General features: G+C 70.5%; 21 protein-coding genes. 10 read left to right on the top strand and 11 right to left on the bottom strand.

What is annotated here, in order from left to right:
- Nucleotides 1-27: 27 nt before the first annotated feature.
- The 5 genes from urtB (at nucleotide 28) to ACWDRW_RS35180 (ending at nucleotide 4,897) form a co-directional block, all read left to right on the top strand.
- Nucleotides 28-912, top strand: coding sequence for an urea ABC transporter permease subunit UrtB (gene urtB, locus ACWDRW_RS35200; RefSeq protein WP_451730948.1), 885 nt, complete (start codon nucleotides 28-30; stop codon nucleotides 910-912).
- The gene (gene urtC / locus ACWDRW_RS35195) at nucleotides 909-2,021 is read left to right on the top strand and encodes an urea ABC transporter permease subunit UrtC (RefSeq protein ID WP_451730945.1); all 1,113 of its coding nucleotides are present in this window, start codon (nucleotides 909-911) and stop codon (nucleotides 2,019-2,021) included. The genes urtB and urtC overlap by 4 nt, the downstream gene beginning before the upstream one ends.
- The gene (urtD, locus tag ACWDRW_RS35190) at nucleotides 2,018-2,800 is read left to right on the top strand and encodes an urea ABC transporter ATP-binding protein UrtD (RefSeq protein WP_451730942.1); all 783 of its coding nucleotides are present in this window, start codon (nucleotides 2,018-2,020) and stop codon (nucleotides 2,798-2,800) included. Before urtC ends, urtD begins: the two co-directional genes overlap by 4 nt.
- Before the next feature lie 4 nt (nucleotides 2,801-2,804).
- On the top strand, nucleotides 2,805-3,497 hold the full coding sequence (gene urtE, locus ACWDRW_RS35185; RefSeq protein ID WP_451730940.1) for an urea ABC transporter ATP-binding subunit UrtE: 693 nt from the start codon (nucleotides 2,805-2,807) through the stop codon (nucleotides 3,495-3,497).
- Between the two features lie 485 nt (nucleotides 3,498-3,982).
- On the top strand, nucleotides 3,983-4,897 hold the full coding sequence (locus ACWDRW_RS35180; RefSeq protein WP_451730937.1) for a virginiamycin B lyase family protein: 915 nt from the start codon (nucleotides 3,983-3,985) through the stop codon (nucleotides 4,895-4,897).
- 242 nt (nucleotides 4,898-5,139) lie between these two features.
- On the opposite strand, the gene ACWDRW_RS35175 is transcribed toward ACWDRW_RS35180, so the two are convergent.
- Nucleotides 5,140-5,637, bottom strand: coding sequence for a hypothetical protein (locus ACWDRW_RS35175; protein ID WP_451730934.1), 498 nt, complete (start codon nucleotides 5,635-5,637; stop codon nucleotides 5,140-5,142).
- Nucleotides 5,638-6,057: 420 nt separating this feature from the next.
- Between ACWDRW_RS35175 and ACWDRW_RS35170 the strand changes: the two genes are divergently transcribed.
- The 3 genes from ACWDRW_RS35170 (at nucleotide 6,058) to ACWDRW_RS35160 (ending at nucleotide 8,354) form a co-directional block, all read left to right on the top strand.
- Entirely contained in the window at nucleotides 6,058-6,333 is a 276-nt protein-coding gene (locus ACWDRW_RS35170; RefSeq protein ID WP_451730931.1) for a hypothetical protein, read from the top strand.
- Nucleotides 6,334-6,845: 512 nt separating this feature from the next.
- A complete protein-coding gene (locus tag ACWDRW_RS35165; protein WP_451730929.1) occupies nucleotides 6,846-7,334 on the top strand; it encodes a hypothetical protein in 489 nt (162 codons plus the stop codon).
- 498 nt (nucleotides 7,335-7,832) lie between these two features.
- Entirely contained in the window at nucleotides 7,833-8,354 is a 522-nt protein-coding gene (locus ACWDRW_RS35160) for a hypothetical protein (protein ID WP_451730926.1), read from the top strand.
- Between the two features lie 485 nt (nucleotides 8,355-8,839).
- On the opposite strand, the gene ACWDRW_RS35155 is transcribed toward ACWDRW_RS35160, so the two are convergent.
- The gene (locus ACWDRW_RS35155; RefSeq protein ID WP_451730923.1) at nucleotides 8,840-9,133 is read right to left on the bottom strand and encodes a hypothetical protein; all 294 of its coding nucleotides are present in this window, start codon (nucleotides 9,131-9,133) and stop codon (nucleotides 8,840-8,842) included.
- 177 nt (nucleotides 9,134-9,310) lie between these two features.
- On the bottom strand, nucleotides 9,311-9,508 hold the full coding sequence (locus tag ACWDRW_RS35150; RefSeq protein WP_451730920.1) for a hypothetical protein: 198 nt from the start codon (nucleotides 9,506-9,508) through the stop codon (nucleotides 9,311-9,313).
- 336 nt (nucleotides 9,509-9,844) lie between these two features.
- On the opposite strand from ACWDRW_RS35150, the gene ACWDRW_RS35145 reads away from it, so the two are divergent.
- Nucleotides 9,845-10,123: a GlsB/YeaQ/YmgE family stress response membrane protein gene (locus tag ACWDRW_RS35145; RefSeq protein ID WP_451730918.1), complete on the top strand. Its 279-nt coding sequence runs from the start codon at nucleotides 9,845-9,847 to the stop codon at nucleotides 10,121-10,123.
- A 402-nt stretch (nucleotides 10,124-10,525) separates the two neighbouring features.
- On the opposite strand, the gene atzF is transcribed toward ACWDRW_RS35145, so the two are convergent.
- The 4 genes from atzF to ACWDRW_RS35125 form a co-directional block, all read right to left on the bottom strand.
- Nucleotides 10,526-12,208: an allophanate hydrolase gene (atzF, locus tag ACWDRW_RS35140; protein WP_451730915.1), complete on the bottom strand. Its 1,683-nt coding sequence runs from the start codon at nucleotides 12,206-12,208 to the stop codon at nucleotides 10,526-10,528.
- Nucleotides 12,209-12,317: 109 nt separating this feature from the next.
- The gene (uca, locus tag ACWDRW_RS35135) at nucleotides 12,318-15,905 is read right to left on the bottom strand and encodes an urea carboxylase (RefSeq protein ID WP_451730912.1); all 3,588 of its coding nucleotides are present in this window, start codon (nucleotides 15,903-15,905) and stop codon (nucleotides 12,318-12,320) included.
- Nucleotides 15,906-15,910: 5 nt separating this feature from the next.
- Nucleotides 15,911-16,552 carry an urea amidolyase associated protein UAAP2 gene (locus ACWDRW_RS35130; RefSeq protein WP_451730911.1) on the bottom strand — a complete coding sequence of 214 codons (642 nt, stop codon included), beginning with the start codon at nucleotides 16,550-16,552 and terminating at the stop codon, nucleotides 15,911-15,913.
- The gene (locus tag ACWDRW_RS35125) at nucleotides 16,549-17,391 is read right to left on the bottom strand and encodes an urea amidolyase associated protein UAAP1 (RefSeq protein ID WP_451730908.1); all 843 of its coding nucleotides are present in this window, start codon (nucleotides 17,389-17,391) and stop codon (nucleotides 16,549-16,551) included. Before ACWDRW_RS35125 ends, ACWDRW_RS35130 begins: the two co-directional genes overlap by 4 nt.
- 169 nt (nucleotides 17,392-17,560) lie before the next feature.
- On the opposite strand from ACWDRW_RS35125, the gene ACWDRW_RS35120 reads away from it, so the two are divergent.
- Entirely contained in the window at nucleotides 17,561-18,247 is a 687-nt protein-coding gene (locus tag ACWDRW_RS35120) for a TetR/AcrR family transcriptional regulator (protein WP_451730905.1), read from the top strand.
- A gap of 26 nt (nucleotides 18,248-18,273) precedes the next feature.
- Here ACWDRW_RS35120 and ACWDRW_RS35115 read toward each other — a convergent pair whose 3' ends face one another.
- From ACWDRW_RS35115 to ACWDRW_RS35100, 4 genes are all read right to left on the bottom strand, one after another.
- Nucleotides 18,274-19,872, bottom strand: coding sequence for an amino acid permease (locus ACWDRW_RS35115; RefSeq protein WP_451730902.1), 1,599 nt, complete (start codon nucleotides 19,870-19,872; stop codon nucleotides 18,274-18,276).
- 1,233 nt (nucleotides 19,873-21,105) lie between these two features.
- Complete coding sequence (locus ACWDRW_RS35110; protein WP_451730900.1) at nucleotides 21,106-21,669, bottom strand: hypothetical protein; 564 nt, start codon at nucleotides 21,667-21,669, stop codon at nucleotides 21,106-21,108.
- Nucleotides 21,644-22,066: a hypothetical protein gene (locus ACWDRW_RS35105; RefSeq protein WP_451730898.1), complete on the bottom strand. Its 423-nt coding sequence runs from the start codon at nucleotides 22,064-22,066 to the stop codon at nucleotides 21,644-21,646. Before ACWDRW_RS35105 ends, ACWDRW_RS35110 begins: the two co-directional genes overlap by 26 nt.
- Entirely contained in the window at nucleotides 22,063-23,484 is a 1,422-nt protein-coding gene (locus ACWDRW_RS35100; protein ID WP_451730895.1) for a hypothetical protein, read from the bottom strand. Before ACWDRW_RS35100 ends, ACWDRW_RS35105 begins: the two co-directional genes overlap by 4 nt.
- Between the last annotated feature and the right edge of the window lie 385 nt (nucleotides 23,485-23,869).

The raw sequence follows: 23,869 nt of genomic DNA, 5'->3' as shown, positions 1-23,869 counted from the left end.
CGCCCGTCCCCGACCCGGAGCCGCTTCATGACGGTCATCCTCAACCAGTCCTTCACCGGCATCAGTATCGGTGCCGTCCTCCTGCTCATCGCCCTGGGACTGACGCTGACCTTCGGTCAGATGGGCGTGATCAACATGGCCCACGCCGAGTTCATCATGGCCGGTGCCTACACGACGTACGTCGTGCAGAAGTCCATCAGCGGTGCCGGCGTCTCGCTGCTCGTCGCGCTTCCGCTGGCCTTCCTCGTGGCCGGCAGCCTCGGCGCACTGCTGGAATGGCTGCTGATCCGGCGCCTGTACACCCGGCCGTTGGACACGCTGCTGGTGACGTGGGGTGTCTCCCTGATGCTCCAGCAGCTCGCCCGTGACATCTTCGGCGCGCCCAACGTGCAGACCCGCGCCCCGGATCTGCTGACCGGCAACATCTCGGTGGCGGGCTTCACCCTCGCCACCAGCCGGCTGTTCATCCTCGGCCTCGCCCTGAGCTGCGTCCTCGGCCTCACCCTCGTGCTGCGGCTGACGCCGCTGGGCCGCCGGATCCGGGCCGTCGTGCAGAACCGCGACCTCGCCGAGGTGTCCGGCATCGCCTCCGAACGGGTCGACCGTACGACCTTCTTCATCGGTTCGGGCCTGGCGGGTGTGGCCGGTGTCGCCCTCACCCTGGTCGGCCCGATCGGCCCGACGATGGGCACCAACTACATCGTCGACGCCTTCCTCGTCGTGGTCGTGGGCGGCATCGGGCAGCTGAAGGGCAGTGTCATCACCGCCTTCGTGCTCGGTGTGCTCCAGGCGGTGCTGGAGTACTCGACCACGATCAGCGTCGCGAAGGTCGCCGTCCTCGTGGCGATCGTCGCCTTTCTCCAGTGGCGTCCCCAGGGCCTGTACACACTGCGCACCCGGAGCCTGGCATGACGACAACCATGACCCCCGCGACCGCCAAGACTCCGGCCCCCGGTGTGCTGACACGCTTCCGGGTGCCCGGCGGGTTCCTCCTCGGCGCCGTCCTGCTGCTCGGCTTGGCGCCGCTCGTCCTTCCCGATTTCCGGCTCTCGCTGCTGGCCAAGTACCTGTGCTACGCGATCGTGGCCGTGGGCGTCAGTCTGGCGTGGGGCCGCGGCGGGCTGCTGGTGCTCGGCCAGGGCGTCTTCTTCGGCCTCGGCGGCTACGCCATGGCCATGCACCTCAAGCTGGCGGACGCCGCCGCGACCGGCGAGACGCTCCCCGACTTCATGCAGCTGTACGGCACTTCGGACACCCTGCCGTGGTGGTGGCAACCGTTCGCGAACCCAGGTTTCGCGCTGGCCATGACGGTGCTGCTGCCGATGGCGGTCGCCGCCGTCCTCGGCTTCTTCGTCTTCCGCCGCCGCGTCAAGGGCGCGTACTTCGCGATCCTGAGCCAGGCCCTCGCCGCGGCCCTGGCGATCTGGCTGATCGGCCAACAGGCCACCACGGGCGGCACGAACGGCCTCACCGACATCCAGGGATTCTTCGGCTACGACCTGCGCGACCCGGTCAACCAGCGGACGGTGTACTTCATCATCGCGGCGGCCCTGCTGCTGGTGATGGTCCTGGTCCGTCAGCTGTTCGTCAGCCGGTACGGCGAACTCCTCATCGCGGTACGGGACTCCGAGGAGCGGGTGCGCTTCCTCGGCTACGACCCGGCCAACGTCAAGCTGGTGGCGTACGTCGTCGCGGCCGGGCTGGCGGGGCTCGGCGGGGCCCTCTTCGTCCCGGCCGTCGGCATCATCTCCCCGGCCCTGATCGGAATCGTGCCATCCATCGGCTTCGTCATCGGCGCGGCGGTCGGAGGCCGGGCATCGCTGGTGGGCGCGGTACTCGGCGCGGTCGCCGTCGCCTGGACGCAGAGCACGCTGTCCGACGCCTTCCCGGCCGCGTGGACGTATCTGCAGGGCCTGCTGTTCGTGCTGGCGGTCGGCTTCCTGCCAGGCGGCCTCGCCTCCCTGACGACCGTCGTACGCAACCGCCGTACCCGCCCCATCAGTTCAGGAGAGACCGCATGACTGGCGAGGGACTGACCGTCCGCGATCTGCGCGTGACCTTCGACGGCTTCACCGCCGTCGACGGCGTCGACCTGGACATCCACCCCGGCGACCTGCGTTTCCTCATCGGCCCGAACGGCGCCGGCAAGACCACACTGGTCGACGCCGTCACCGGCCTGGTCAAGGCCGGCGGCTCGGCCCGCTTCGGCGACCGGGAGTTGCTGGGCAGGCCGGTGCAGTCGATCGCCCGGATGGGCATCGGCCGTACGTTCCAGACGGCCACGGTCTTCGAGGAGTTGACGGTCCTTCAGAACCTGGATATCGCTGCCGGCGCCGGACGCGGTCCGTGGACCATGCTGCGGCGCCGCAAAGGCGTCCCGGAGCCGGTCGAACAGGCGCTGGAGACGATCGGTCTGTCCGCGCTGCGCGACCGTCCGGCCGGGGTTCTCGCCCACGGCCAGAAGCAGTGGCTGGAGATCGGCATGCTGCTCGTGCAGGACGTACGACTGCTGCTGCTCGACGAGCCGGTGGCCGGGATGAGCCACGACGAACGCCAGGCGACCGGCGAGCTGTTGCAGCGCATCAGCGAGGAGCGGACCGTCGTCGTCATCGAGCACGACATGGACTTCATGCGCTCCTTCGCCCGCAGTGTCAGCGTCCTGCACGCCGGAAGGATGCTCAGCCAGGGCACGGTCCACGAGGTCCAGGCCGACGCCAAGGTCCAGGAGGTCTACCTCGGGCGGGCCTCCGAACCCGAGGTGGCGTCCTCGGCACCCGTCGCGTCGACGCAGGAGGCCTGACGCCATGCTGGAGATCAGGAACATCCGGGCCGGTTACGACCGCAGCCCCGTCCTGCACGACGTCACGGTCACCGTCCCGAAGGACGGCGTCGCCGCAGTCCTCGGGCACAACGGCGCCGGCAAGAGCACCCTGTTGCGCGTCGCGATGGGCCTGCTCAAGCCGAGGAGCGGCAGCGTGCTCCTGGACGACGAGGACATCACCCGCCTCGCCCCGCACCAGCGGGTCGCCCGCGGGATGGCGTACGTCCCCCAGGGCCAGCAGTCCTTCCCGCATCTGAGCACCGCCGAGAACCTGCAACTGGTCGCCGACGGCCGCGGTGGGGGCAGGGAGGCGATCGCGGAGGTGCTGGACCTCTTTCCCGTCCTGCGGGAGGTGTCCAGCCGCCGCGCCGGCCTGCTGTCGGGCGGCCAGCGCCAGCAACTGGCCATCGCCCGTGCCCTGATCACCAGGCCACGGCTGCTCCTGCTCGACGAGCCGACTGAGGGCATCCAGCCCTCCATCGTCGCGGAGATCGAGGAGACCGTCCTCGCCCTGACCCGCGGCGGCGGACTCTCCGTCCTCCTCGTCGAGCAGCACGTCGGCTTCGCCATGCGCGCCGCCCAGCACTACTGCGTCCTGGAGGCGGGCCGGGTGACCTCCTCCGGCGTGGGCGGCACGGACGCCGAACAGACCGTCCGGGAGGCGCTCAGCGTGTGACCGCCCGGCGGCTACCACCCCACCGCCCCGCCGCCCGCGCACCAAGCACAGGGCCCGGCCGACTACCGCTCACTGCTGGTCAATCCGGCCGCCGTGACAGGCACGGTGGTCGTGGACTCTGCCGACCGCTCCGACAGGGTCCGCAAGATCCTTCTCGATCCCACCCGGTGACCGTACTCATGGAGGGATCTCGGCTTCGAGTACCTGGATGTTGCGCTGGGTCGGGTACGCCGAGGGCGCGCCAAGTCCTCCTGCCCGAGCGCCTGGCCGCGGCGCCCTCCGGACTGACGCGCTCCGGGGCATTGGAGTGGCGGGCTGACAGCCGGTGGCGTGGCTCCCGCACCGGCGCGCGGCGCTTCCTAGGGTCGGCGAGGGGTACGGCATGGAGCCGACCGTCCGAGCACACAGGCGGGTGAGTCATGGAACGGATGACGGCCGGATCGGCGAGGAACGGTGGCTGGCCGGCCCGGAGGTGGTCACGGCGGTTGGCCGCCGCGCTGGCACTGGTCCTGCTCTGCGCGCTGCCCGCCGGGGCGACGGACGCCGTCCGGGCCGGTGACACCCGCACGCCCGTCGACCCGGCCCCGTACGTGTCCGACTACGGCGGCAACCGGGTGCTCACCCTGTCCGCGTACAGCGGTGAACAGGTCACCGTCCCCCTCGACGGCCTGGTGCGTCCGACCGGCATGGCCTGGGACGCCGCCGGCCGGCTCTACGTCTCCGACACCGGCAACAACCGGGTCGTCGTCCTGCCTCCGGACGGCGCAGAGCAGTCGGTCGTACCGGCGGGCGATCTGTCGCGGCCGCTGGGGCTCGCGGTCGACCCGGCCGGGAACCTATACATCGCGGACAGCTTCAACGACCGGATCGTGAGGGTCGCCGCCGACAGCGGGAGTCGGACGGTGCTGGCCACGGAGGGACTGCTGCACCCTTGGGGGCTGGCCTGGGCATCTGACGGGCATCTGTACGTCTCCGACTTCGTCAACGACCGCATCGTCAGGGTCTCGGTGGACGGGGGCGGCCAGCAGACCGTGCCCACGACGGGCCTCTCCCAGCCGACCGGTCTGGCACTGGGCACCGGCGGCGACCTGTACGTCGCCGACAGTGGCAACAACCGCGTGGTGAAGGTCGCCACCCGAAGCGGCCGGCAGAGCACCGTTGCCGTCACCGGACTGAACTCCCCGCTCGGACTGGCCCTCGATGGCAACGGCCACCTGTACGTGGCCGACGGGTTCAACAACCGCGTGGTGCGCGTCCGCGAGACAGGAGGAGGACAGGTGACGCTCGGTTTCACCGGCCTCAGCACGCCGACCGGTCTCGCCTTCCCCCCTGCCCCGGACAGCCCGGGGTACGGACGGGACGGACAGGGGTTGAGCCGCCTGTCCGCAGCGACTTGGTGAGCGTCATGGCCGCGCAGGCGCCCGGGCGAGGCGGTACGGCGCACGAGCGCCATGCCGCGCGCTCCGCCCATACCGGCGCAGCGCCATCGCCTCGACTCGGCCCTCCCCCGTCATGTCGTCGGAGGGCTGCAGGAACAGGGCCTGCTGGGCAGGCTGTACTGGACCTCCAGACCGTCGTCGCCGCGCCAGAGGACGGCGAACAGCATGCGACGACAGAATGAACCCGAACACCCGCTCACGGCCTATGCGTCGGGCCGTGTCCATCGCTTGATGATGTCGGGCAGTGCGTGCGGTGCAGGCCATGCCTGGATCCGAATCTCCTCCATGTCCTCAGGCTCGTCCTCGCAGTCGAGGTCGGGGAAGGCTACGGCTTCGAGATTCCGCCGAGACGTTCGGATGCGGGTCCATCCGGCGGGCATGTCGAAGCGTGCTGCCTCGGGGGTGTAGTCAGTGCAGCCCAGAACGACCATTCGCCCCGAGGCCAGGTTGAGACTGGCCTCGACGACGTGGTCGAAATCGTCGCTGTCATCGCCTGGTTGGCCCGTCAGGAGATCGATATGGACGTCGACAGTTACGTTGACAGCCGTGCCGATGGCCAGGGCATGTTCGGCGACGCCGAGCCCGTCCAGTACGGCCTGATCGGTCCACACATCACCGATGCCCCTCTCGGTCGCCTCGGAGTCGTCGTCCAGGACGTGGATCTGGAAGTAGTCCGCGAAGAGCTCAAGGTGTGTCACCACGCGGGCATCATCCCTGGCTGCCCGTGAAAGAAAGCACGACGGGGTGAGGCCGACTGGGGGTAACGCCGCTGACCGGGCGATCCAAACATGAACGCTGGCCCTCATGCACAACTTCAGCGCCGCTCTCAACAGGCATCCTGCTCGGCTACCTCAGCTGAGACAGCGATGCGGGTGCCGCGGATCTCGCAGACGAGGTCGGAGAGGGCGCCGCTGGGAATCGAGCCCTTCACTGGCCTGGCCCATTTACCGGGCGGCGATGAGCGCGGCGCAGAGGCTGATGCGGTGCGGGAGGTGCTCGAGACGGACGATGGTGTACGTCAGGGGGCGGCCCACCAGGCCGCATCCGGGGCGATGGCGGCCGCCTGAACGTCGGGTTACCTGGCGCGCCGACCCCTTCGGCGACCGGTCTACCCTTACGCCGTGGCATGGAACGAAGCGGAGTATCTCGACTACCTGCAGGCCGAGCGGCGGGCCTACGCATGGGTCATGCAGCATCACGGCGGGCTGGCGCCAGAGGAGGCGAGAGAGGCCGCCCTGGAGTTCTACCCATACGAATCGGCCGAAGCGTCGTTTCGCGGACTGGTCTTTCACGACGAGGCATGGCACTGGGCCATGCTGTCGATCCACGGCGATCGATACGCGGTGGAACACCCCGAGCTGAGTCATCCGTCACCTGAATACCTGGCGCTCGAGTAGCCATCCACGAGCCCAACGAACATCGAGTCAACGCTCCGCGACCGCTCCACACGCTCTGTGCCGGATCACGGAAGTCGTTAACAACGCCACTCTCGTCGCCGCCTGATAGCGACGACTGCACATGTGCAACGGAAGCGCAGTTCGGCGGATCACACGACACTTCGGCCACGGGGTCATGGGGGAAGAGAAGTCCGTCGGTCCGACTGCCGCGTGAACGCTTGGAACCGAAAATGGGTGTACGGGGGCGTAGCACTGAGCGTGCCGGAACGAGAGCACGCCCTCGTCGCCGCACGTCGAGATGCGGCGGGCCAAGCCCTCCCACCGCTGGCCCGTCCAACGGCCATGGGGGGCGTCTCCCGCGCCAACAGGGGTGGCGGGTAAGGCCCCGTCTTCCTCAACACGAACGCCACGGTGCTCTTTGGACCTTGCCGGTTGACGAGGCCAGCAGACAGGCGCACAGGACCGGTGGAAACTCAGTCGGCCCGGCATGCCTCGGAGGGCAAGATGGCGAGATGGCTTATCTGCTGTGGGACGACCAGGTGGCGTGGCTGCTCGATCCAGCCGATGGGGGCTACCTCCCCGACGTGTTCGTCGAGGAGACGACAGCGGCGGACTGGCAGGTCGTGCTCGACCTGATCGAGGAGCAGGGCTGGACCTTCGAGTACGCCGAGGGCAACGCGGTGCTGCCGTTGCCCCGAGCCGACGCCGTCCTCTCCCGCCCGGCCGACGCCGAGTGCCTGAACCTGACAGTGTGGCCGGATCCCGGAATCTGTGCGATCTTTCGCTTCCTCGCAGACGAGCGCATCGACTTCGACGTAGACCTCAGAGAACTCCACGGACAAGAACAGCTGGACGTCTTGTGCACCTTCATGGCGGTGATCGGGCGACGGCTGGGCAAATCAGTCCTGCTTTTCCCCGAGGGCGGCGGTACGGAGCCACTGCTCGGCTTTGACATCGCCGCCGACCGCGTCAGAGTGATGTGGACACCGCCGGACAAGTAAGCCCAAAGTTCACATGAGCGGACTGCCACAACGAGCCACCCGGGCCCGGTTCGAGCAGCTCGCATTCCGCCTGGACGCACGGTTCCAGTGCACCTGCGCCGTCGAGCGCCAAGTCCAGGACGCCAGCCGCCAGGGCACCATCCTGATCCCGGCAACCGCCACCCACAGCGCTGAACACATAACGGGGCCATGAGCAACCTCATAGGCGGCCGGGTCGGAGCCCGCGTGGGGCATGGTTCCTGGCCTGGCTGAAGCCCAACCTTTCCACAGCCCGGCTCCGGTGGATCCTCGACGACCTAGCTGAAGCGGCTGACTTGAAGGGACTGGCCTCCGTCGAGCCCACCTTGCCGAACCTTGATCACTGCTCGCCGCCGCGACACAATCCTCCAGGCGACGGAAGCCGGTTGGTGCCGGTCGGGGAACGGATGCCCCCTTCTGCAGAGGCCCAGCGACCAGTAACCCGCCTACCACCACGAACACTTCGAAGGAGGTACCTCCGTGTGGGACGCGCTCATAGCAGTGGTCGGCACCCTCGCCGGCGTGGCTCTGGCCAGCTCCACCCAGTTCCTGACCGACCGTCGCAACCGCGCCGAACAACAGCACCAGCGTGTCGTTGACACCGCCGACCAGCTGCTTGCCGCCGTCCTGCAGTACCGCGAACTCTTCTGGCTGTTGATTGCCGATCTGCGCGAGGGCCAGGCGGGGACCAGGGAGGACCGGGCCGCTCTGTTCCGGGCCCGCTCGGAGATCACGCGGGCGCGCGACCGGCTCGCCATCCTCACCGCCGACCCCGAGCTGCACGCCGCCGCCATGGCCGCCGCGTGGTCGGCGATTGATCTGAGCGACATCGAGCCCGGTTCGGCCGACGACTACGGCCGGTTCGACGCGGACGTCGAGGCGGCGCTGAGCGCCGGGCGCGAGCGCAGCCAGGACGCCCACACCGCCCTGCGCCGTGCGGTCACCACGTACATCCACGGCACCGCCGCTTCTGCCGCCGTACAAAGGGGAGAGCGCCACTGACCGGCCTCGACACACCGTGGCCGGAGCCGGTCGTTGAGCTCCTCGGCGCCCGCCACATGCGAGATCTGTGCGTCCAGCCAGGCTGCTGTGCCGCGGCGTGCTGTGGCGGAGCTGATCGTCGGTCAGACTGGCGAGCTTTGGCGGGAGCGCGAAGGGGTGCTGATTGACTGCCGGCGTGTGCTCCTCTGCCCACCCGGTCTGGTCATCGATCGCCCAGCCACGCAACTCCCCGGTCACTTCCAAGCCGAGGACGAGGCCCGCGACGAGTTGTTGCGCTGCTTGAACGACCCGCGCTGTGCTGTGCTCCAGCGGCGGAAAGGGATGGCCTCGGGCTGAGCGTCGGCGGGCGTCGTGGACGATGTACCACTCGGCTCACGGACGGATGACGTGGGCGTGTCGCGCCGGGAGTTCGGACCCGGTCCGCGCTCCCTGACCAGCTGAACGCCGACCCGGGTCCACAGGTCCCGGGCTCGCAGGTCCGCGTGTCAGGCGCTCGCGTGCCGACGGAACGCCGACCTCCGTGGAGCCGCGTGGCGGGCGGGCCGGTCGGCGTCGTTGTCCCGATGCTGGCGCAGCCACAGGGACGTCGCGGACAGCAGACCGGCAAAGACCAGCAAGAGGAGTACGGGCACCCACATCTGCCGACTGCCGGGACTCTGCCAACCTCCCCAGGCGGCAGTCGCCGCCCACAGAAGGGCGCCCAGCGCGTAGAAGGCCCGGATGCGGCGCATCTGCCGTATCACCTGCCGGAGCTTGAAACGATCGTTCTTCGGTGCCATGCGCCGGCGTGTACCCCATATCCCGCCTCTCGATCAGCCTGAGCGTGACTTCTCTCGGCGGGCAGCGGACAAGGATCTGAGCCGCCTGCCTTTGACAGCCGGGACCCACGCGGCGGCACCGGCGGGCGCGGGGGCAGCGCGTCGGTGGCCGTGTAATGCCCTCGCGCCCGCTCGCCCTCAATCGGGTTCTCGGCGCTGTCGACCGTCGTTTCCCGGCAACCGGTCGAACACGACGCTGAGGCGGAAGGCAAACCGGTCGCTGAGGGCGAGGAGCGCGAGTCCTGCGACCGCCGCAGCGTGGGCGAGGACAGCCAAGATCTGCCGCTGCGGCAGTTCCGTTCCCGTCACCGCGCCAGCCGCGGCGGCCGCTGACACGGCCGATCCTCGGCCCCGCCTTCCGACTGCCCGTGCCCCCCAATGGAGCTACCCCTGTACGCAGCACCGCGCTGTCCGAGCCCGCCGCCCTCGCTGCCCAAGGCTCCCGCATGCGTCTGGTTCCTGCGTCCGCGCCCGCACCGGAGCACACGGCGACTCCGACAGGACCAAAACTTCGATCAATGCCCCCCTGATGCCAACCCCCCGCGCACATCCAGAGACGGCACTGCCGGACAGAAGCCGACACTACCGGCGGCGCAGAAGACGTTTATCCGGGCGGGATCGGTGCAGACGGTGAACTTACACAGCCCTTATACGACGAAGTGGAGAGACACCATGGGCATCATCGCGTGGATCCTTATAGGCCTGCTCGCCGGCGCCATCGCCAAGATGCTGATGCCGGGCAAGGACCCCGGCGGCATCATCATCACCATGCTCATCGGCATCGCCGGCGGTCTGCTCGGCGGCTGGCTCGGCAAGGTGATCTTCGGCGTCGACTCCATCGACGGATTCTTCGACCTCTCCACCTGGGTCGCCGCGATCGCCGGCTCCTTCATCCTCCTCGCCCTCTACCGCCTGCTCACCGGCAACCGACGCACCCACCGCCACGCATAACCCGCTGAAGGCACCACGCCTCCAGCCACACCTGGACGGCTCCCTCCCCTGTTCGCAGGACGGGAGCCGTCAGCGTATGCGGCCAGGCAACCCGCCGACGCCCGCTGGTGCGTCAGTTCGCCGACATGCTCGACACCCGCGACGCCGCCTCGCTGCCGGACCGGCTCCAGCAGCTCACAGCCGCTCGCCTCTCGCCCTCGCTGCCCGGCCAACGCCTTCCGTGAGGACGAGCCCGCGGTCGTCGAAGGCATCGCCACCCCGTTCACTCCGCATCACGGCCTGAAACTCCAGAAGCAGATCATGGCCGGCCGGGCAGGGATGCCTCCGCGTCGTCATCATGGCGCTGCTCCGACGACGCTGCCTGTGACGAAGGGCGACCGGCACACGAAGTACACCCGCGCGTCACGGAAGGCTTGCCAGGGCCGAGAGTGCCGCGCGCCAGCCGCCGAATGCGGTGATCTCGCGGGCGCCGTCGAGGGCTTCGGGCTCGCAGAGGAAGCCTGGTACGAGGCTTCCGTCCGCGAGTTCCACGGTTCCCAGTGCCATCGGGCGGGGCAGCGACCCGAGGAGCCCGCCGAGGCCCTCGGCGGGCAGTTGCCACACCTCGGTCTCGATCGCGGCACCGCCTTCACGGGCCCGGACCAGGCCCGGTTTGGGAGGCACCGTGTTCAGCGCGTACAGCCGGTAGGTGTCCGCGGTCGTGGTGGTGCACACCAGTCGGCCGCCCAGGGCGAGCAGTTGTCCGTTCAGTGGCTGCCCGGACAGATGTGCGCCGACCACCGCGAGCCGCAGCGGCGGGGAGGTGAGCAGCCTGGCGATGCGGGCGAGCCGCTCGTCCGTGGACGCCGGGCCGATCAGCATGACGCCGAAGGGCAGACCGTTCACCTCGCCGGCCGGGACGGCGACTGCCGCCAGGTCGAACAGGTTCGTCGAGTTGGTGAAGCGGCCGAGCCGGGCATTGGCCCCCAACGGGTCGGCCGTGACCTCGGCGATGGTCGGGTGGCCCGGTGTCGTCGGCAGGAGCAGCGCGTCCGCGTCGCCCAGTGCAGCCAGCGCCTTGGTGCGCAGGCAGGACAGCCTCTCGTGGTCGGCGTAGAGCCGGTGGGCCGGGATGTCCCGGGCGCGGGAGATGATCGTGGCCACGGTCGGGTCGAGGTCCGCGGAGTCCGCGTGCCTGTCGATGAAGGTGCCGACGGCGGTGTAACGCTCGGCGACGAACGCGCCTTCGTAGAGCATGGCCGCGGCTTCGGTGAAGGGTTTCAGGTCGATGGGCAGGAGTTCGGCGCCCGCGTCGGCGAGCACGTCCGCGGCTGTCCGGAAGGCCTCGGCCCAGCCCTTGTCCAACTCGCCGAGCTGTGCGGGTGTAGGGACGGCGATCCGCCACGGGCCCGGCCGCCGCTGTGCGGGCGCCGGGAGCTGCCGCTCTGAGGGCGACGCCATGCAGGACAGCGCCCGCTCGGCCTCCGGGAGGGTGCGGGCGAAGACCGTCACGCAGTCGAGCGACGCGCAGGCCGGGACGACGCCTTCGGTCGGGACCAGCCCGATGGTCGGCTTGAGGCCCACGATCCCGTTGAAGGCCGCCGGTACCCGGCCCGACCCCGCGGTGTCCGTTCCGAGCGCGAAGTCCGCGATGCCGAGCGCGACCGAGACCGCCGAGCCGGACGAGGAGCCGCCCGAGACGTAGTGCGGGTCGACGGCGTTGCGGACCGCGCCGTGGGGGCTGCGCGTACCGACCAGGCCGGTTGCGAACTGGTCGAGGTTGGTGATGCCGAGGACCACGGCGCCCGCAGTCCTCAGGCGGGCCACGGCCGGGGCGTCCGCCTTGGGCAGGTAAGCGTACGAGGGGCAGCCGGCGGTGGTCGGCAGCCCGGCCACGTCGATGTTGCCCTTGACCGCGAACACCGTCCCCGCCAGCGGCAGCCGCCGGCCGGCGGCGACCTGGGCGTCGACAGCGGCGGCGTCCCGCTCCGCCTCGGCCTGCGGGCGCAGGCTGATCCACACCTCGGGCCGGTCCACCTGCGCCACGCGCGCGTATGCGGCCCGTACCCGCTCCACGGCGGTGATCGTGCGGTACCTGCCGCTCATCCGGTTCTGCCTTCCTGTGCTCGGCCGGCCGCGCGCCTGTCCTCGTCCTGCTGTGCGATCGCGCGCCCCGCCGGGCACGGCTTCAGTCGCCTCTCCTGTGACTTCGGCATCAGGCGGCTGCCTGGGTGGTGTGGGCGGGAGCGAGGACGACGAGGGCGGTGCCCGCCTCGACCTGGCTGCCCGGCTTGGTCAGGACCTCCGTGACGATGCCGTCGGCGGGGGCCGGGACCCGGGACTCCATCTTCATCGCCTCCAGTGCGAGCAGTTGCTGGCCGGCCGACACACGGTCGCCGACCTCGACGTTGACCTGCCAGACGGAGGCGGTGAACTCGGCCTCGACCAGGTGGCCGCCCTCGGGAACCTTGATGTCGGCGGGCGTCGGGACGACCTCGGTGGCCGTGTCGGCGCGGGCGAACTCCCCAGCTGCTTCCCAGGCGTCGCGCTCGGCGGCGAACGCCGCGCCCTGCCGGGCCCGGAACTCCGCGATGGATGCGGCGTTCTCGGCGAGGAACCGCTGGTAGTCGGCGAGCGAGAAGGTGCCCTCCTCGGTCTTCGGCACGAACCGGCCGGAGGTGATGTCCGCGCGCAGCTGCAGGAGTTCGCCGGACTCGACCGGGTACCACTTGATCCGGTCGAAGAAGCGCAGCAGCCAGGGTTTGCCCGGCTCGAAGGCGCCGCGCTGCTGCCAGCCGGACCACACCTGGGTGGTGCGGCCGACGAACTGGTAGCCGCCGGGGCCCTCCATGCCGTAGATGCACAGGTACGCGCCGCCGATGCCGACCGAGTTCTCCGCGGTCCAGGTGCGGGCCGGGTTGTACTTGGTGGTGACCAGCCGGTGCCGCGGGTCCAGCGGGGTGGCGACCGGCGCGCCCAGATACACATCGCCCAACCCCATGACCAGGTACTCGGCGTTGAAGACCGTGCGGTAGACCTCCTCGGCCGTCTCCAGGCCGTTGACGCGGCGGATGAACTCGATGTTCCACGGGCACCAGGGGGCGTCGTCGCGCACGCCGGCCATGTAGCGGGCGATGGCTTCGCGGGTCGCGGGGTCGTCCCAGGACAGAGGCAGGTGCACGATCCGGCTGGGCACCACCAGTTCGTCGGTGGCCGGGAGTTGCTCCTCCACGCGCAGCACGATGTCGAGGAGCTCGTCCTGCGGCAGCACGTCGGGGTCCGTCTGGACCTGCAGGGAGCGGATGCCCGGGGTGAGGTCGACGATGCCGTCGACGTCGCGGGTGGCCAGTGCCTCGGCGAGCGCGTGGACGCGCATGCGCAGGCTGAGGTCGAGCTGCATGGGCCCGTACTCGACGAGGAGGTTGTCGTCGCCGCTGCGCCGGTAGGTGACCGTCGGGCGGGATGCGGTCGCCTCCAGGCGGGCGAGGATGCCGCCGTCGACGATCACGTCGCGGTCGGCGGGCGGGGCTGCGGCCGGGTGGCGCCGCAGCTCGGCGGCCGCCGCGGCGGTCACCGGGACGAAGCGGACGGTGTCGCCGGGCCGCAGCTGGCCGAGCTTCCAGCGCTGTCCGGTGGCGATGGTCGCCGGGCAGACGAAGCCGCCGAGGGAGGGTCCGTCGGGGCCGAGGAGGACGGGCATGTCGCCGGTGTAGTCGACGGCGCCGACGGAGTACGGCGTGTCGTGGATGTTGGACGGGTGCAGGCCCGCCTCGCCGCCGTCCGTACGCGCCCAGCGCGGCTTGGGTCCGACCAGGCGGACGCCGGTGCGCGCGGAGTTGTGGTGGACCTTCCAGTCGGCGGCGTAGAAGTCGCGGATGTCGTCCTCGGTGAAGAACTCCGGGGCGGCGTGCGGGCCTTCGACCGCGCCGAGGCGCCACTCGCCGCCGAAGACGGGGCGTTGGTCAGGGGGAACGGTGGAGGTCGGCGTGCGGGGCTGGCCGCCGTGCAGGACGTCGCCCGCGCGCAGGGCGCGGCCGCCGTGCCCGCCGAACCGGCCGAGGGTGAAGGTGGCCGCGCTGCCGAGGAACTCCGGTACGTCCAGACCGCCCGCGAACAGCACGTAGGTGCGCAGGCCGTGCTGTTCGGGCGCCGCGACGGCGAGGGTCTGTCCGGCCTCGACGGTGACCGGCTCCCACTGCGATACGGAGGTGCCGTCGATCGTCACCCGCGCGGGAGCGCCTGTGACGCAGACCGTCGTCGGGTGGGTGAACTTCAAGGAGGGGCCCTGCAGCGTGCATTCGAGGCCGGGCGCGCCCTCGTCGTTGCCGAGCGCGGTGTTGCCGAGCCGGAAGGACAGGTCGTCCATCGGCCCGCACGGGGGGACGCCGACCTGCCAGTAGCCGGTGCGTCCGGGCCAGTCCTGGACAGTGGTCAAGGTGCCCGGCGCGACGACCTCGATGCGTGGTGTCGGGTCGACGATGGCGGCGAGCGAGGCGGTGGAGTGGGCCGCCGCGCGCACGTCGGTGTCCCGCAGCGCGGCGCGTACCAGGCCCAGGTTGGTCTCGATGCCGTCGACGCGGGTCGCGGCGAGGGCCGCGTCCAGGCGGTCGAGGGCCTCCGCGCGGTCGGCGCCGTACGCGATGACTTTGGCGAGCATCGGGTCGTAGGAGGTGGTGACCTCGGTTCCGGTCTCCACCCAGGTGTCCACGCGGACGTCCCCGGGGAAGGCGACGCGGGTCAGCAGGCCCGCGCTCGGGCGGTGGTCGCGGGAGGGGTCCTCGGCGTACACCCGCGCCTCGACGGCGTGGCCCGTGGGCGCCGGGGGCTGGGTGACGACCGTGGTGTCGCCCTGCGCCAGTCGGAGCATCCACTCCACGAGGTCGATGCCGTAGATCTCCTCGGTGACCGGGTGCTCCACCTGGAGGCGGGTGTTGACCTCGAGGAAGTACGCCTCCTCGCGGACGGCGTCGTACACGAACTCGACCGTGCCGGCGGAGCGGTAGTCCACCCCCGCACACAGGTCGCGGGCGCTGGTGGCGAGTTGACGGCGGATGTGGTCCGGAAGGCCGGGGGCGGGAGCCTCCTCCAGGACTTTCTGGTTGCGGCGCTGCAGTGAGCAGTCGCGGTCGCCGAGGGTGACGACCCTGCCGTGTCCGTCGCCGAAGACCTGCACCTCGACGTGGCGGGCCCGCTCCACCAGCCGCTCCAGGAAGACGCCGGTGGAGGAGAAGGAGGCGGCTGCCACCCGCTGCACCCGGTCCCAGGCGTCGGCGAGGTCGGCAGGGCCGTGGCAGGCCTGCATGCCGATGCCGCCGCCGCCGCCGGTCGCCTTGAGCATGACCGGGTAGCCGATCGCCTCGGCCGCCGCGAGGGCGGCGGCCGCGTCGGGCAGCAGCCCGGTGCCGGGGGCCAGCGGCACACCCGCCGCCTGCGCGGCGGCGCGCGCGGTGTGCTTGGCGCCGAACAGCTCCAGCTGTTCGGGGGTGGGGCCGACGAAGACGATGCCGGCCTCGGCGCAGCGGCGCGCGAAGCCGGCGTCCTCGGACAGGAATCCGTAGCCGGGGTGGACGGCGCCGGCGCCGGTGTCCTTTGCGGCCTGCAGGACCGATGCGGCGTCGAGGTAGGACTCCTTGGCGGGTGCGGGGCCGAGTCGTACGGCTTCGTCGGCGAGGCGGACGTGCGCGGCGCCGCGGTCGGGGTCGGAGTAGACCGCGACGGTGCGCAGGCCGAGTCGGCGGGCGGTGCGGATGATGCGGGTGGCTATCTCGCCGCGGTTGGCGACCAGCAGGGTGTCGAAGGTCATGGTGGTCAGCCCTCGTCGCTCTCGTCCGGCTCGGTGATCGTCATCCGCACGGCGGTGGGGTCGAAGCCGTTGCAGGGGTTGTTGATCTGCGGGCAGTTGGACAGCAGCGCGAGGACGTCGGTGTCGGCGCGCAGGACGACCTTCAGGCCCGGGGCGGAGATGCCGTCGACGATGCCGAGGGTGCCGTCCTTGTCGACCGGTACGTTCATGAACCAGTTGACGTTGGAGACCAGGTCCCGCTTGCCGAGTCCGTGCTTGCTGCCCTCGGCGAGGAAGTTCTCCACGCAGGCGTGCTGCGACCAGGTGTGGTGGCCGTAGCGGAGGGTGTTGGATTCCTTGGAGCAGGCCCCGCCGACGGTGTCGTGCCGCCCGCAGGTGTCCTCGACGACGGTCATCAGGGGCGTGTGTTCGTTGGACAGCAGTACCGAGCCCGTGGTCAGGAAGATGTTGCCCTGGGCGTGGATGGTGTCGGGAGCGCTGTAGCGCACGGAGGTGTCGTGCGCGTCGTAGACGAGGAAGTCGGCGGCCTGGTTGCCGTGCAGGTCGGTGATGGTCAGCAGCTGGCCTGTGCGGACGACGGCGGACCAGGCGGCGCGGGCCGGGACGGTGTCGTCGGAGACGACCCGGCCGGCAGCGGTGGTGGTCATGCGATCCCCCGGGCGGTGAGGTGGCCGGCAGTGTTCAGGAAGGCGCGGCGGCCCTCGGGTGTGGCGTCCCACAGCGGGTCATCGGGGCCTGTCGGCCGGGCCCGGTGGGCGAGGACCTCAAGCCGGGTGCAGGTGTAGGCGGGGCGCGGGTCCAAGGGGTGCGGGACGTTGGCGATGAGGACGGTGATGTCCTGCTCGGCGCGGAGCGTGACGGTCTTGCCGGGGCCCGCGGAGCCGGTGAATTCGGTGGAGCCGTCCTCGGCGATCCGGACCCCCTGGAAGAAGGAGAGGGACGGCGGGAGGTCGCGCGGGGCGAGCCCGTTCTTGAGGGCGGCGAGCTTGAACAGCTCACGCCCGGCCGGAGAGGGGGACTGAGGGGTTCCGTCCCCGTAGCGCTCGGTGTTGCGCGCGAGGGTGGAGGTGCCGGTGAGGCAGTCGTGCCGGCCGGAGGTGTCCTCGATGACGGAGGCGAGGATCCGGCCCTGGTCGGACAGGAGCAGGTGCCCCTCGCCGAGGTAGGCGTTCCAGAGCACCTTGACGGTGTCGGCGGTGTTCAGCCGCTCCCAGGGACGGTCTGCGCTGAACAGCAGCAGGTGCGCGCACGCGTCGCCGGTGAGGTCGGTCAGCCGCAGTTCGGTGCCGCGGGCCAGGACCTGGTGGGTGTAGTTGCCGCCCGCCACGGTCTCGGCCCACACGATGTTCTCGGCGACGACGCCATCGGGAGGCGCGGGCCAGCTGCCGGCGGGGAGTACGGGCATGGTGTCGACCGTCGTGCCCTCCTGGGCGCGGGCATGGTCGCGCGCGCCCTGCGTCGACGCTGTCAGTGACGCTGCTGCCACGGCTCAACCTCCGACTCGGCCTAATTTCTGTCGTGCGACAGAAATTAGGGGGCGAGGGATTCGAGGCCATTGCCCGTGCGTTTCGGGCCAGTTACCGGAAACTCTCACCACGCGGGACCGGGACACGTGCGCTCCAGGGAGTCGCGCGGGCCTGTGCGAGGATCACAGCGTGAACACCCGCAGCAGCAGAAGAGTCGGCCGTCCGCGTGCCCAGGAGCGCCCCGCCAGCGGGCTGGAGCCGCGCGAAGAGGTCCTGGCCGCCGCGGCCGAGCTGTTCACCACCCATGGCTACACCGCGACCACGACCCGCGCGGTCGCCGAGCGGGCAGGCCTGCGTCAGGCGTCCCTCTACCACTACTTCGACGGCAAGGAAGCCATCCTCGCCGCCCTGATGGAGGGGACCGTCCGCCCCTCGCTGGAGGTGGCGCACGAACTGGTCTCCCGTACGCAGGCGTCCCCCGAGGCACGGTTGTGGGCGCTGTGCCACTCCGACGTGGCACTGCTGTGCAGCGGCCCACACAACCTCGGGGCGCTCTACCTCCTGCCCGAGGTGCAGACCGAGCGCTTCGCCGTCTTCCACCGGGTCCGGGTCGAACTCAAGGCGGCCTACGGCGAGTTGCTGGCCGCCACCGAACCGGGGGCGGCGCTCGGCGCGGAGGACCTGGCGCTGCGCACGGACCTCGTCTTCGGCCTCACCGAGAGCGTGATCCTCATCCGGCGCGCCGGCCCCGGCCACGATCCGCAGGCCCTTGCGGCCGCCACGGCCGACGCGGCGCTGCGGGTCGCGGGCGTACCGCAGCGGTCGCTGGGACGGCTGCGCCGCGAGGGGCAGCAGCTCCTCGCGGCGGGTGCCTGACGCGGCGTCGGCCGGCGCCGAGGCGTTCAGCCTCGTACGGCCTCGTCGAGGTCGGGCTCGGACGCAGCCCGGCCGCCAAGGTCCTCTGTCATGGATGCGGCACGGCTGAGGCTGCGGCTGCGATACCGGCGGTATGCCGCACCCGTGGCGACCGTGATGCCCACGAACAGGACGGTGAACCACTGGAAGTACCAGTGGCCACCCTCCGGGTCGTACACCTCTCCACGCGGCCAGGAGAGATTGACGGTCATGAACAGCCCGTAGCCGACCGCGAGCACGTTGACGGGCAGCCCCCAACGTCCGAGGGAGAACAGCGGCCTGCCGAGCTCGTCGCGGTCGCCGCCGTCCGCCGGCGGCCACTGGCCCTTCAGCCGCCGGATCAGCATCGGGCCGGTGACCATCGCGTACGCCAGGTACACCATCGCGATGCACGTGGTGCCGATGGCCAGGAACGCCTGCGGCGAGCCGAGGTTGAGCAGAAGCAGCAGCCCGGCGCAGACGCCGACCACCACCGCGGCCGTGCCGGGCATCCCGGTCCGTCGCGGCACCTTCGCCAGCCGCGCCGACTGCGGCAGGACTCCGTCCCGCGCCATGGAGTAGAGCATGCGGGTGGCCGAGGTCTGGATCGCCAGGGTCGCGGCACAGATGGCCAGGGCCACATCGGCGAGCAGCACCTTGCCGAGGCCGTCGCCGAGCGTGCTGGTCAGCACATAGCTGAGGCCCTCGGTCGCCAGTCGCCCGTCGGTGAGGCTGGGTGCGGCGAGCAGTCCGCCGAGCAGCAGCAGTCCGCCGCACAGGCCGGAGGTCGTCAGCGCGCTGAGTGTCGTGCGGGGTGCGGTGCGGCGGGGGTTGACGGTCTCCTCGCTCATCTCGCTCGCGCTCTCGAAGCCGATGAGGACGTACGCGGCGGTGAATGAGCCCACCAGCAGTGCCGCGATCAGGCCGCCCTCGCCACCGGTGTGCAGGGTGATGCCGGGATCGCGTTCCGCATGGGTGGCGAGGAGGGTGACGATCAGGGCCACGCCGATGATCTCGGCGGTGACTCCGATGGTGTTGACGGCCGACAGCGCCCGGTTGTCGAGGACGTTGAGGAGTGTGGTGAGCGCGAGCAGGACCAGTCCCAGCAGGGCGGCGTTGGCGGCGCCGCTGGTCGTGGTCGGTGCCGGGTCGCCGCCGACGATCTGGAAGCCGGACCAGATGGCGGGCAGGACGACCTGCAGCGCGAGTGCGGCGGCCGCTACGACCACGACCCGGCCGACCACCATGATCCAGCCCGCGTACCAGCCGAAGGCCGGGCTGCCGAGCCTGCTCGCCCACTGGTAGATCGCCCCCGCGATGGGCAGCCGGGCGGCGAGTTCGGCGAAGCAGGCGGCGACGAGCAACTGGCCGACGAGAACGGCGGGCCAGGTCCAGAAGAACAGCGGCCCGCCGAAGGAGTAGCCCAGGGCGAAGAACTGGAAGACCGTGGTCAGCACGGAGATGAAGGAGAATCCGGCGGCGAAGGACGCGTAGCGGCCCATCCGGCGCCGCAGCTCCTGGCGGTAGCCGAACTCGGCGAGCGAGCCGTCACCCGTGTCGCCGGGTGAGGGGGATGCAGGTGGTGTGGGATCGGCGGTCACGGTCATGGCGGTTCCCCTGTCGCGGAGGCGAGTTCCTGCGAAATTCCTGTCGGATGACAGAAATTAGGGACGGCTCGTTTCCCTGGCATTTCGCAGCCGTCTCCGGGCCGTTAGTGCCACCTCACCCATGCGCGCCCGCGACGGCGCCGCGCGTGCGCTCCGGTGCACGGCGCGCGCCGGCGACGTTCCCGACCAGAGCGAGCAGAGCCGGCCCGGGGCCAAGGGGTGCCGTGCCGCTCGACAGCCATGGACGGGGCTGATCCGCTCGATGCCGCAACGGCCCTCCGCCGTGGTGAGGAGGCAGAAGGCGGGGCGGGTGTGCTGGAGCAGTCCGGCGGTGTCCGGCGCCAGGTGCCTGCCCACCTCGGCGGCGCGGCAGAGGGCATCGCGGCCATGGCCTTCGGCGGACGGGCGTGTGGCCCATGAACTCAGCTCGCCCGCCGGCACGGGCCCGACCACTGGATCTCTGTCTTCCGCCCACACGTTCCCCGCTGGCGCACCAGGTGAGTCAGGGGCGTCTGCCACGTGCACGACATCCCCAGCGCGCCTCGGGCATGTAGGCGGGCGGCCAGGGGTGAGGCGGGGCAACGTAACCGCGCGGACATAGGACGTCACGCGTCCGTGCCCGCGAGGCTGACCGGGAGCGACAGAGCCGCTTCGCGTCAGCCAAGCGCCACAACTTCGGGTGCGGTGCGGGCCCAGGCCTCGGCCCCCTCGATCATCAACGGGCACACGCTACTGCCGCGGGTCGTGTCCCTTGTATCTCCAGCGGTTCTTCGCCACGGCCGACGTCCGCTTCAATGCCGGACAGGTCGCGTTCGGCAGGACCACCACATATGTGGAATGGCACGGTACGGTCTCTGGCCCGAAAGGCAACGACATCCCGTTCGGGATGGTGGACCGCTTCGGGCCCGGCGGCGAGTGGGAACTGTACTTCGACACACTCCCGCTCATCGCGGACCAAGACCAGATCAGCCCCCTCTTCCAACAGCTCGCACATCCATAACCACATGCCCGTTCCGGCTGTCCGCGCCCGTCGCGGACAGCCGGAATTGCCTGCCCTGTCCAGCGCGACCACTGCGAGCTCAGGTGCTGGGGCCCCGACTACAGACGAGCCCGTCTTACAGTCCCTCTGACACAGCCGTTGACCGAGCCGCCGCTGCCGCCCGGCAGATCGGCGAATCCGTCGCTTCTCGCCAGTGGCTGTGCGCAGCGGAGCACGCTGCACAAGCCATCGGCTCATGAGGGGTGGCTGAGCGGGGGCAGCAGGTCGTCTCCGGGCCACAGTGCGTGCTCGGTCACAAGGGGGGCGAGGACCTTGTCGATCTCGGCGAGCACGGTGCCGCGGTCATCGGGCCCGTACGTCGTCAGACGGCTGCCGTCGCCCACGTGGGCACGGACCACCTGGCTGTCGGGGCCGGCGCAGAGCAGGGCACGGGCGACTAACGGCAGGCCGAGGCTGAATCCGTCGCACTGGCCGCCCCGTACGAGCTGGAGGAGCTCACCGGTGACGGCTTCCCAGTCGCCGACCTGCGGCCACAGGGCGCCGCCGTTCAGTTCGTGGGTGAGGGTGGACAGGGGGACGATCTCACCCGGCCTGCGGCCCAGGGTGAGGAGGTTGTGGATCCGGGCACCGTCGGGCTGGCGTACCGCAGGGTGAAGCAGGGAGGCGGCGGCCACCACGGTGGTGTTGATCTCCCGGGTGTCCGAGGCGGGGTGGTACGGCTCGTGCGCGAACAACAAGTAGACCCGCGGGGTACGGACGGCCGAGGCGGACTCAGACTGCGGCTGAGGCTGGGACATGAGGGCGGTTCCCTTCCGCGATGGTGTGTAGGGCATGGAGCTGGGTTGTGTTGCACGGACGCCCGGTGGGCGCGGCGAGGAGGGCTGCCTGGGCCCGCTGCTGGGTTGCGAATCGGCGGACCTTCGTCACGGGCAGCGCGGTACATGGTTTGTGCGACCTGGTCGGCGAGTTGGTGCTGAGCCGTCCGCCTCCGATGAAGTCGGCAGCGACAGAGCGGGCGTCGTGGTTCTGGAGGACGTAGACCTCTTCCCGCAGCACGGCGTGGCCGATCTCGGCTGAGCGGCGCAGTTCAAATGGGGCGTATCGGGTGGCTGCCGTCACCGCGGTCCAGACGCGCGGCCCCCAGGGGGTGCCTTCGTAAATGAGCAGCAAGGGGGTGTCGAGCAGATCGTTCACGGCCTGCTCCCTTCCGGGTGGTCGTCCAACGTCGTGGCGCATGTGGTGCAGCGGCCGTCGCTGTCGGGGCGGGCGCGGCGCGGTGTGGGGCCCGGGCAGGTGCGGCACGCGGGCCAGCCCAGACAGGCCGGGCACAGGTCCTCGCCCGGGGCGGTGGCGGGAAGGCCACAGCCTGCGCACTCGACGAGCGCCCGGTAGGTGAGGGCCTCGCTCACCGTGCGGGCGGTGGCGGTTGATCGTGGTGGCTGGTCATCCGTTGCTGGGGTGTGGTGGCTGGCAGCAAGGGCGGGCGGAGGGTATGCCTGGGCAGCGCGAAGGCGGGCGGAGATGATCGCACCCACCGAGGTGCGCACGGGCCGCGGCAGAGGCCGGCCGGCTATGACCTGCTGAAGCTGCTCATTGCTCCAGCCGGCAGCCAGCATCGCCGTGACGATCCGGCCCTGCTCAGTGAGGGCCTTGCCGGTCAGCAGCAGTTCGGGGCATTGGGCGCCTAGAGCCAGTAGCAAACGGACGCCCGGTTCTAGGTCCACGGCTACGTCCGCGGCCGCCGGTGCCGCCCGCCGGGTCGGCGGTGCTGCGCGACGCGGTCGCGTGGCGCTGGCACCGGGAGGGAGGGGTCTGGTGTTCTGCTGGTGGGTGTTCTTTCTGTTGGTGTTCTTTTGGGGCCGGTCAGCCAACGTAGGGTTGTCCGCTGGTGGGGAACCCGACTTTGGCTGCGACCTGATGTTTTGCAGGGCGGGCAGGTCGGTGATGAAGTAGGCGGCCGCGCGGAGGGTTCCGTGCTCGTCGCGCTCGCGTTCACGGGCCAGGAAGCGATGGTTCTGAAGTTCCTTCAGCCCGCTCTTGACGGCTGACTCGCCGTCGCGGCCGCGGCGCGCCATGTCGGCAACCGTCATCCGCCAGCCGTCCTGATGGGTGGAGAGCAGTCCGAACAGTCCCTTGGCCTTGAACGACAGCTTGTTGTGGCGGAGCAGGCCGTTGGCGATCTGGGTGAACTGATCCGCCGCCATCACTCCCCGCCGGATCCCCGCCTCGAAACGGCCGGCAGACCCGGCCTCCAGAGACGCGGTCGCAAAAGAGGCGTCCACCGACGCGGAGTCCGGCGCGGCTGGGCGATCGGTGATGCAGTAGACGATCTCGCCGAGCGTGCCGTCGGGGCGGCGCAGTCGTCGACGGCTCAGGTAGCCGTGCGCCTCCAGCTCCCGCAGAGCGGTGCGTACCGCTTCCCGTCCGTCCGGGCCCACACGGACGAGGCCGGCGACCGTGACCTGCCAGCCGTTTCGGTGCGTGCTGACATAGCCGAAGACCCCCTTCGCCTTGAACGACAGACGGCTGTCGCGGAAGAGGCCGTTGGCGATCTGGGTGAACTGATCCGCCGCCATCAGCCCGCGGCGGATTCCCGCCCCGAGACCCCTCACCGCTGTCGTCCTCCCGTCGGCCGTGCCCGCTCGTTACGGCAACACGCTGGGCTCGCCGACGTCAGGCGGGCGGTGCTCTCGGGCGTGAGGGCGTGCCTGGATTCCATGCACTCCAGACCACTCGCCGACCCCGACCAGACCAACGGCCACCGGCCCCGACCAACCATCACGATCCGGCAACACACTCGCCTCAACTGCCGTGGTGGGGGCGACCACGGCCACCAAGCTCGCAGCCGCGCACGCAGTGCGCAGAGCGACTGCGCATCGTGAAATGGGCGGTGCGCAGCAGGGCTGCGCAACCAGTCGGGGTTGTGCGCAGCCCGGCTTGCGGCCGCGGCCGCGCACGCCGCCCAGTACCTCCTGCCTTCTGGTGCGCGGGGTTGGG

The organism is Streptomyces sp. NPDC003635 (assembly GCF_053587635.1).
Note: the sequence above shows the minus strand (reverse complement) of the source record. Positions and strands in the feature narration are given on the sequence as shown.

Coding starts and splice junctions, on each gene's coding strand:
- urtE (WP_451730940.1), top strand. CDS start 2,805: ATGCTGGAGATCAGGAACATCCGGGCCGGTTACGACCGCAGCCCCGTC.
- uca (WP_451730912.1), bottom strand. CDS start 15,905: ATGACCTTCGACACCCTGCTGGTCGCCAACCGCGGCGAGATAGCCACC.
- ACWDRW_RS35165 (WP_451730929.1), top strand. CDS start 6,846: ATGGCTTATCTGCTGTGGGACGACCAGGTGGCGTGGCTGCTCGATCCA.
- urtC (WP_451730945.1), top strand. CDS start 909: ATGACGACAACCATGACCCCCGCGACCGCCAAGACTCCGGCCCCCGGT.
- atzF (WP_451730915.1), bottom strand. CDS start 12,208: ATGAGCGGCAGGTACCGCACGATCACCGCCGTGGAGCGGGTACGGGCC.
- urtB (WP_451730948.1), top strand. CDS start 28: ATGACGGTCATCCTCAACCAGTCCTTCACCGGCATCAGTATCGGTGCC.
- ACWDRW_RS35110 (WP_451730900.1), bottom strand. CDS start 21,669: ATGTCCCAGCCTCAGCCGCAGTCTGAGTCCGCCTCGGCCGTCCGTACC.
- ACWDRW_RS35155 (WP_451730923.1), bottom strand. CDS start 9,133: ATGGCACCGAAGAACGATCGTTTCAAGCTCCGGCAGGTGATACGGCAG.
- urtD (WP_451730942.1), top strand. CDS start 2,018: ATGACTGGCGAGGGACTGACCGTCCGCGATCTGCGCGTGACCTTCGAC.
- ACWDRW_RS35115 (WP_451730902.1), bottom strand. CDS start 19,872: ATGACCGTGACCGCCGATCCCACACCACCTGCATCCCCCTCACCCGGC.
- ACWDRW_RS35145 (WP_451730918.1), top strand. CDS start 9,845: ATGGGCATCATCGCGTGGATCCTTATAGGCCTGCTCGCCGGCGCCATC.
- ACWDRW_RS35130 (WP_451730911.1), bottom strand. CDS start 16,552: ATGACCACCACCGCTGCCGGCCGGGTCGTCTCCGACGACACCGTCCCG.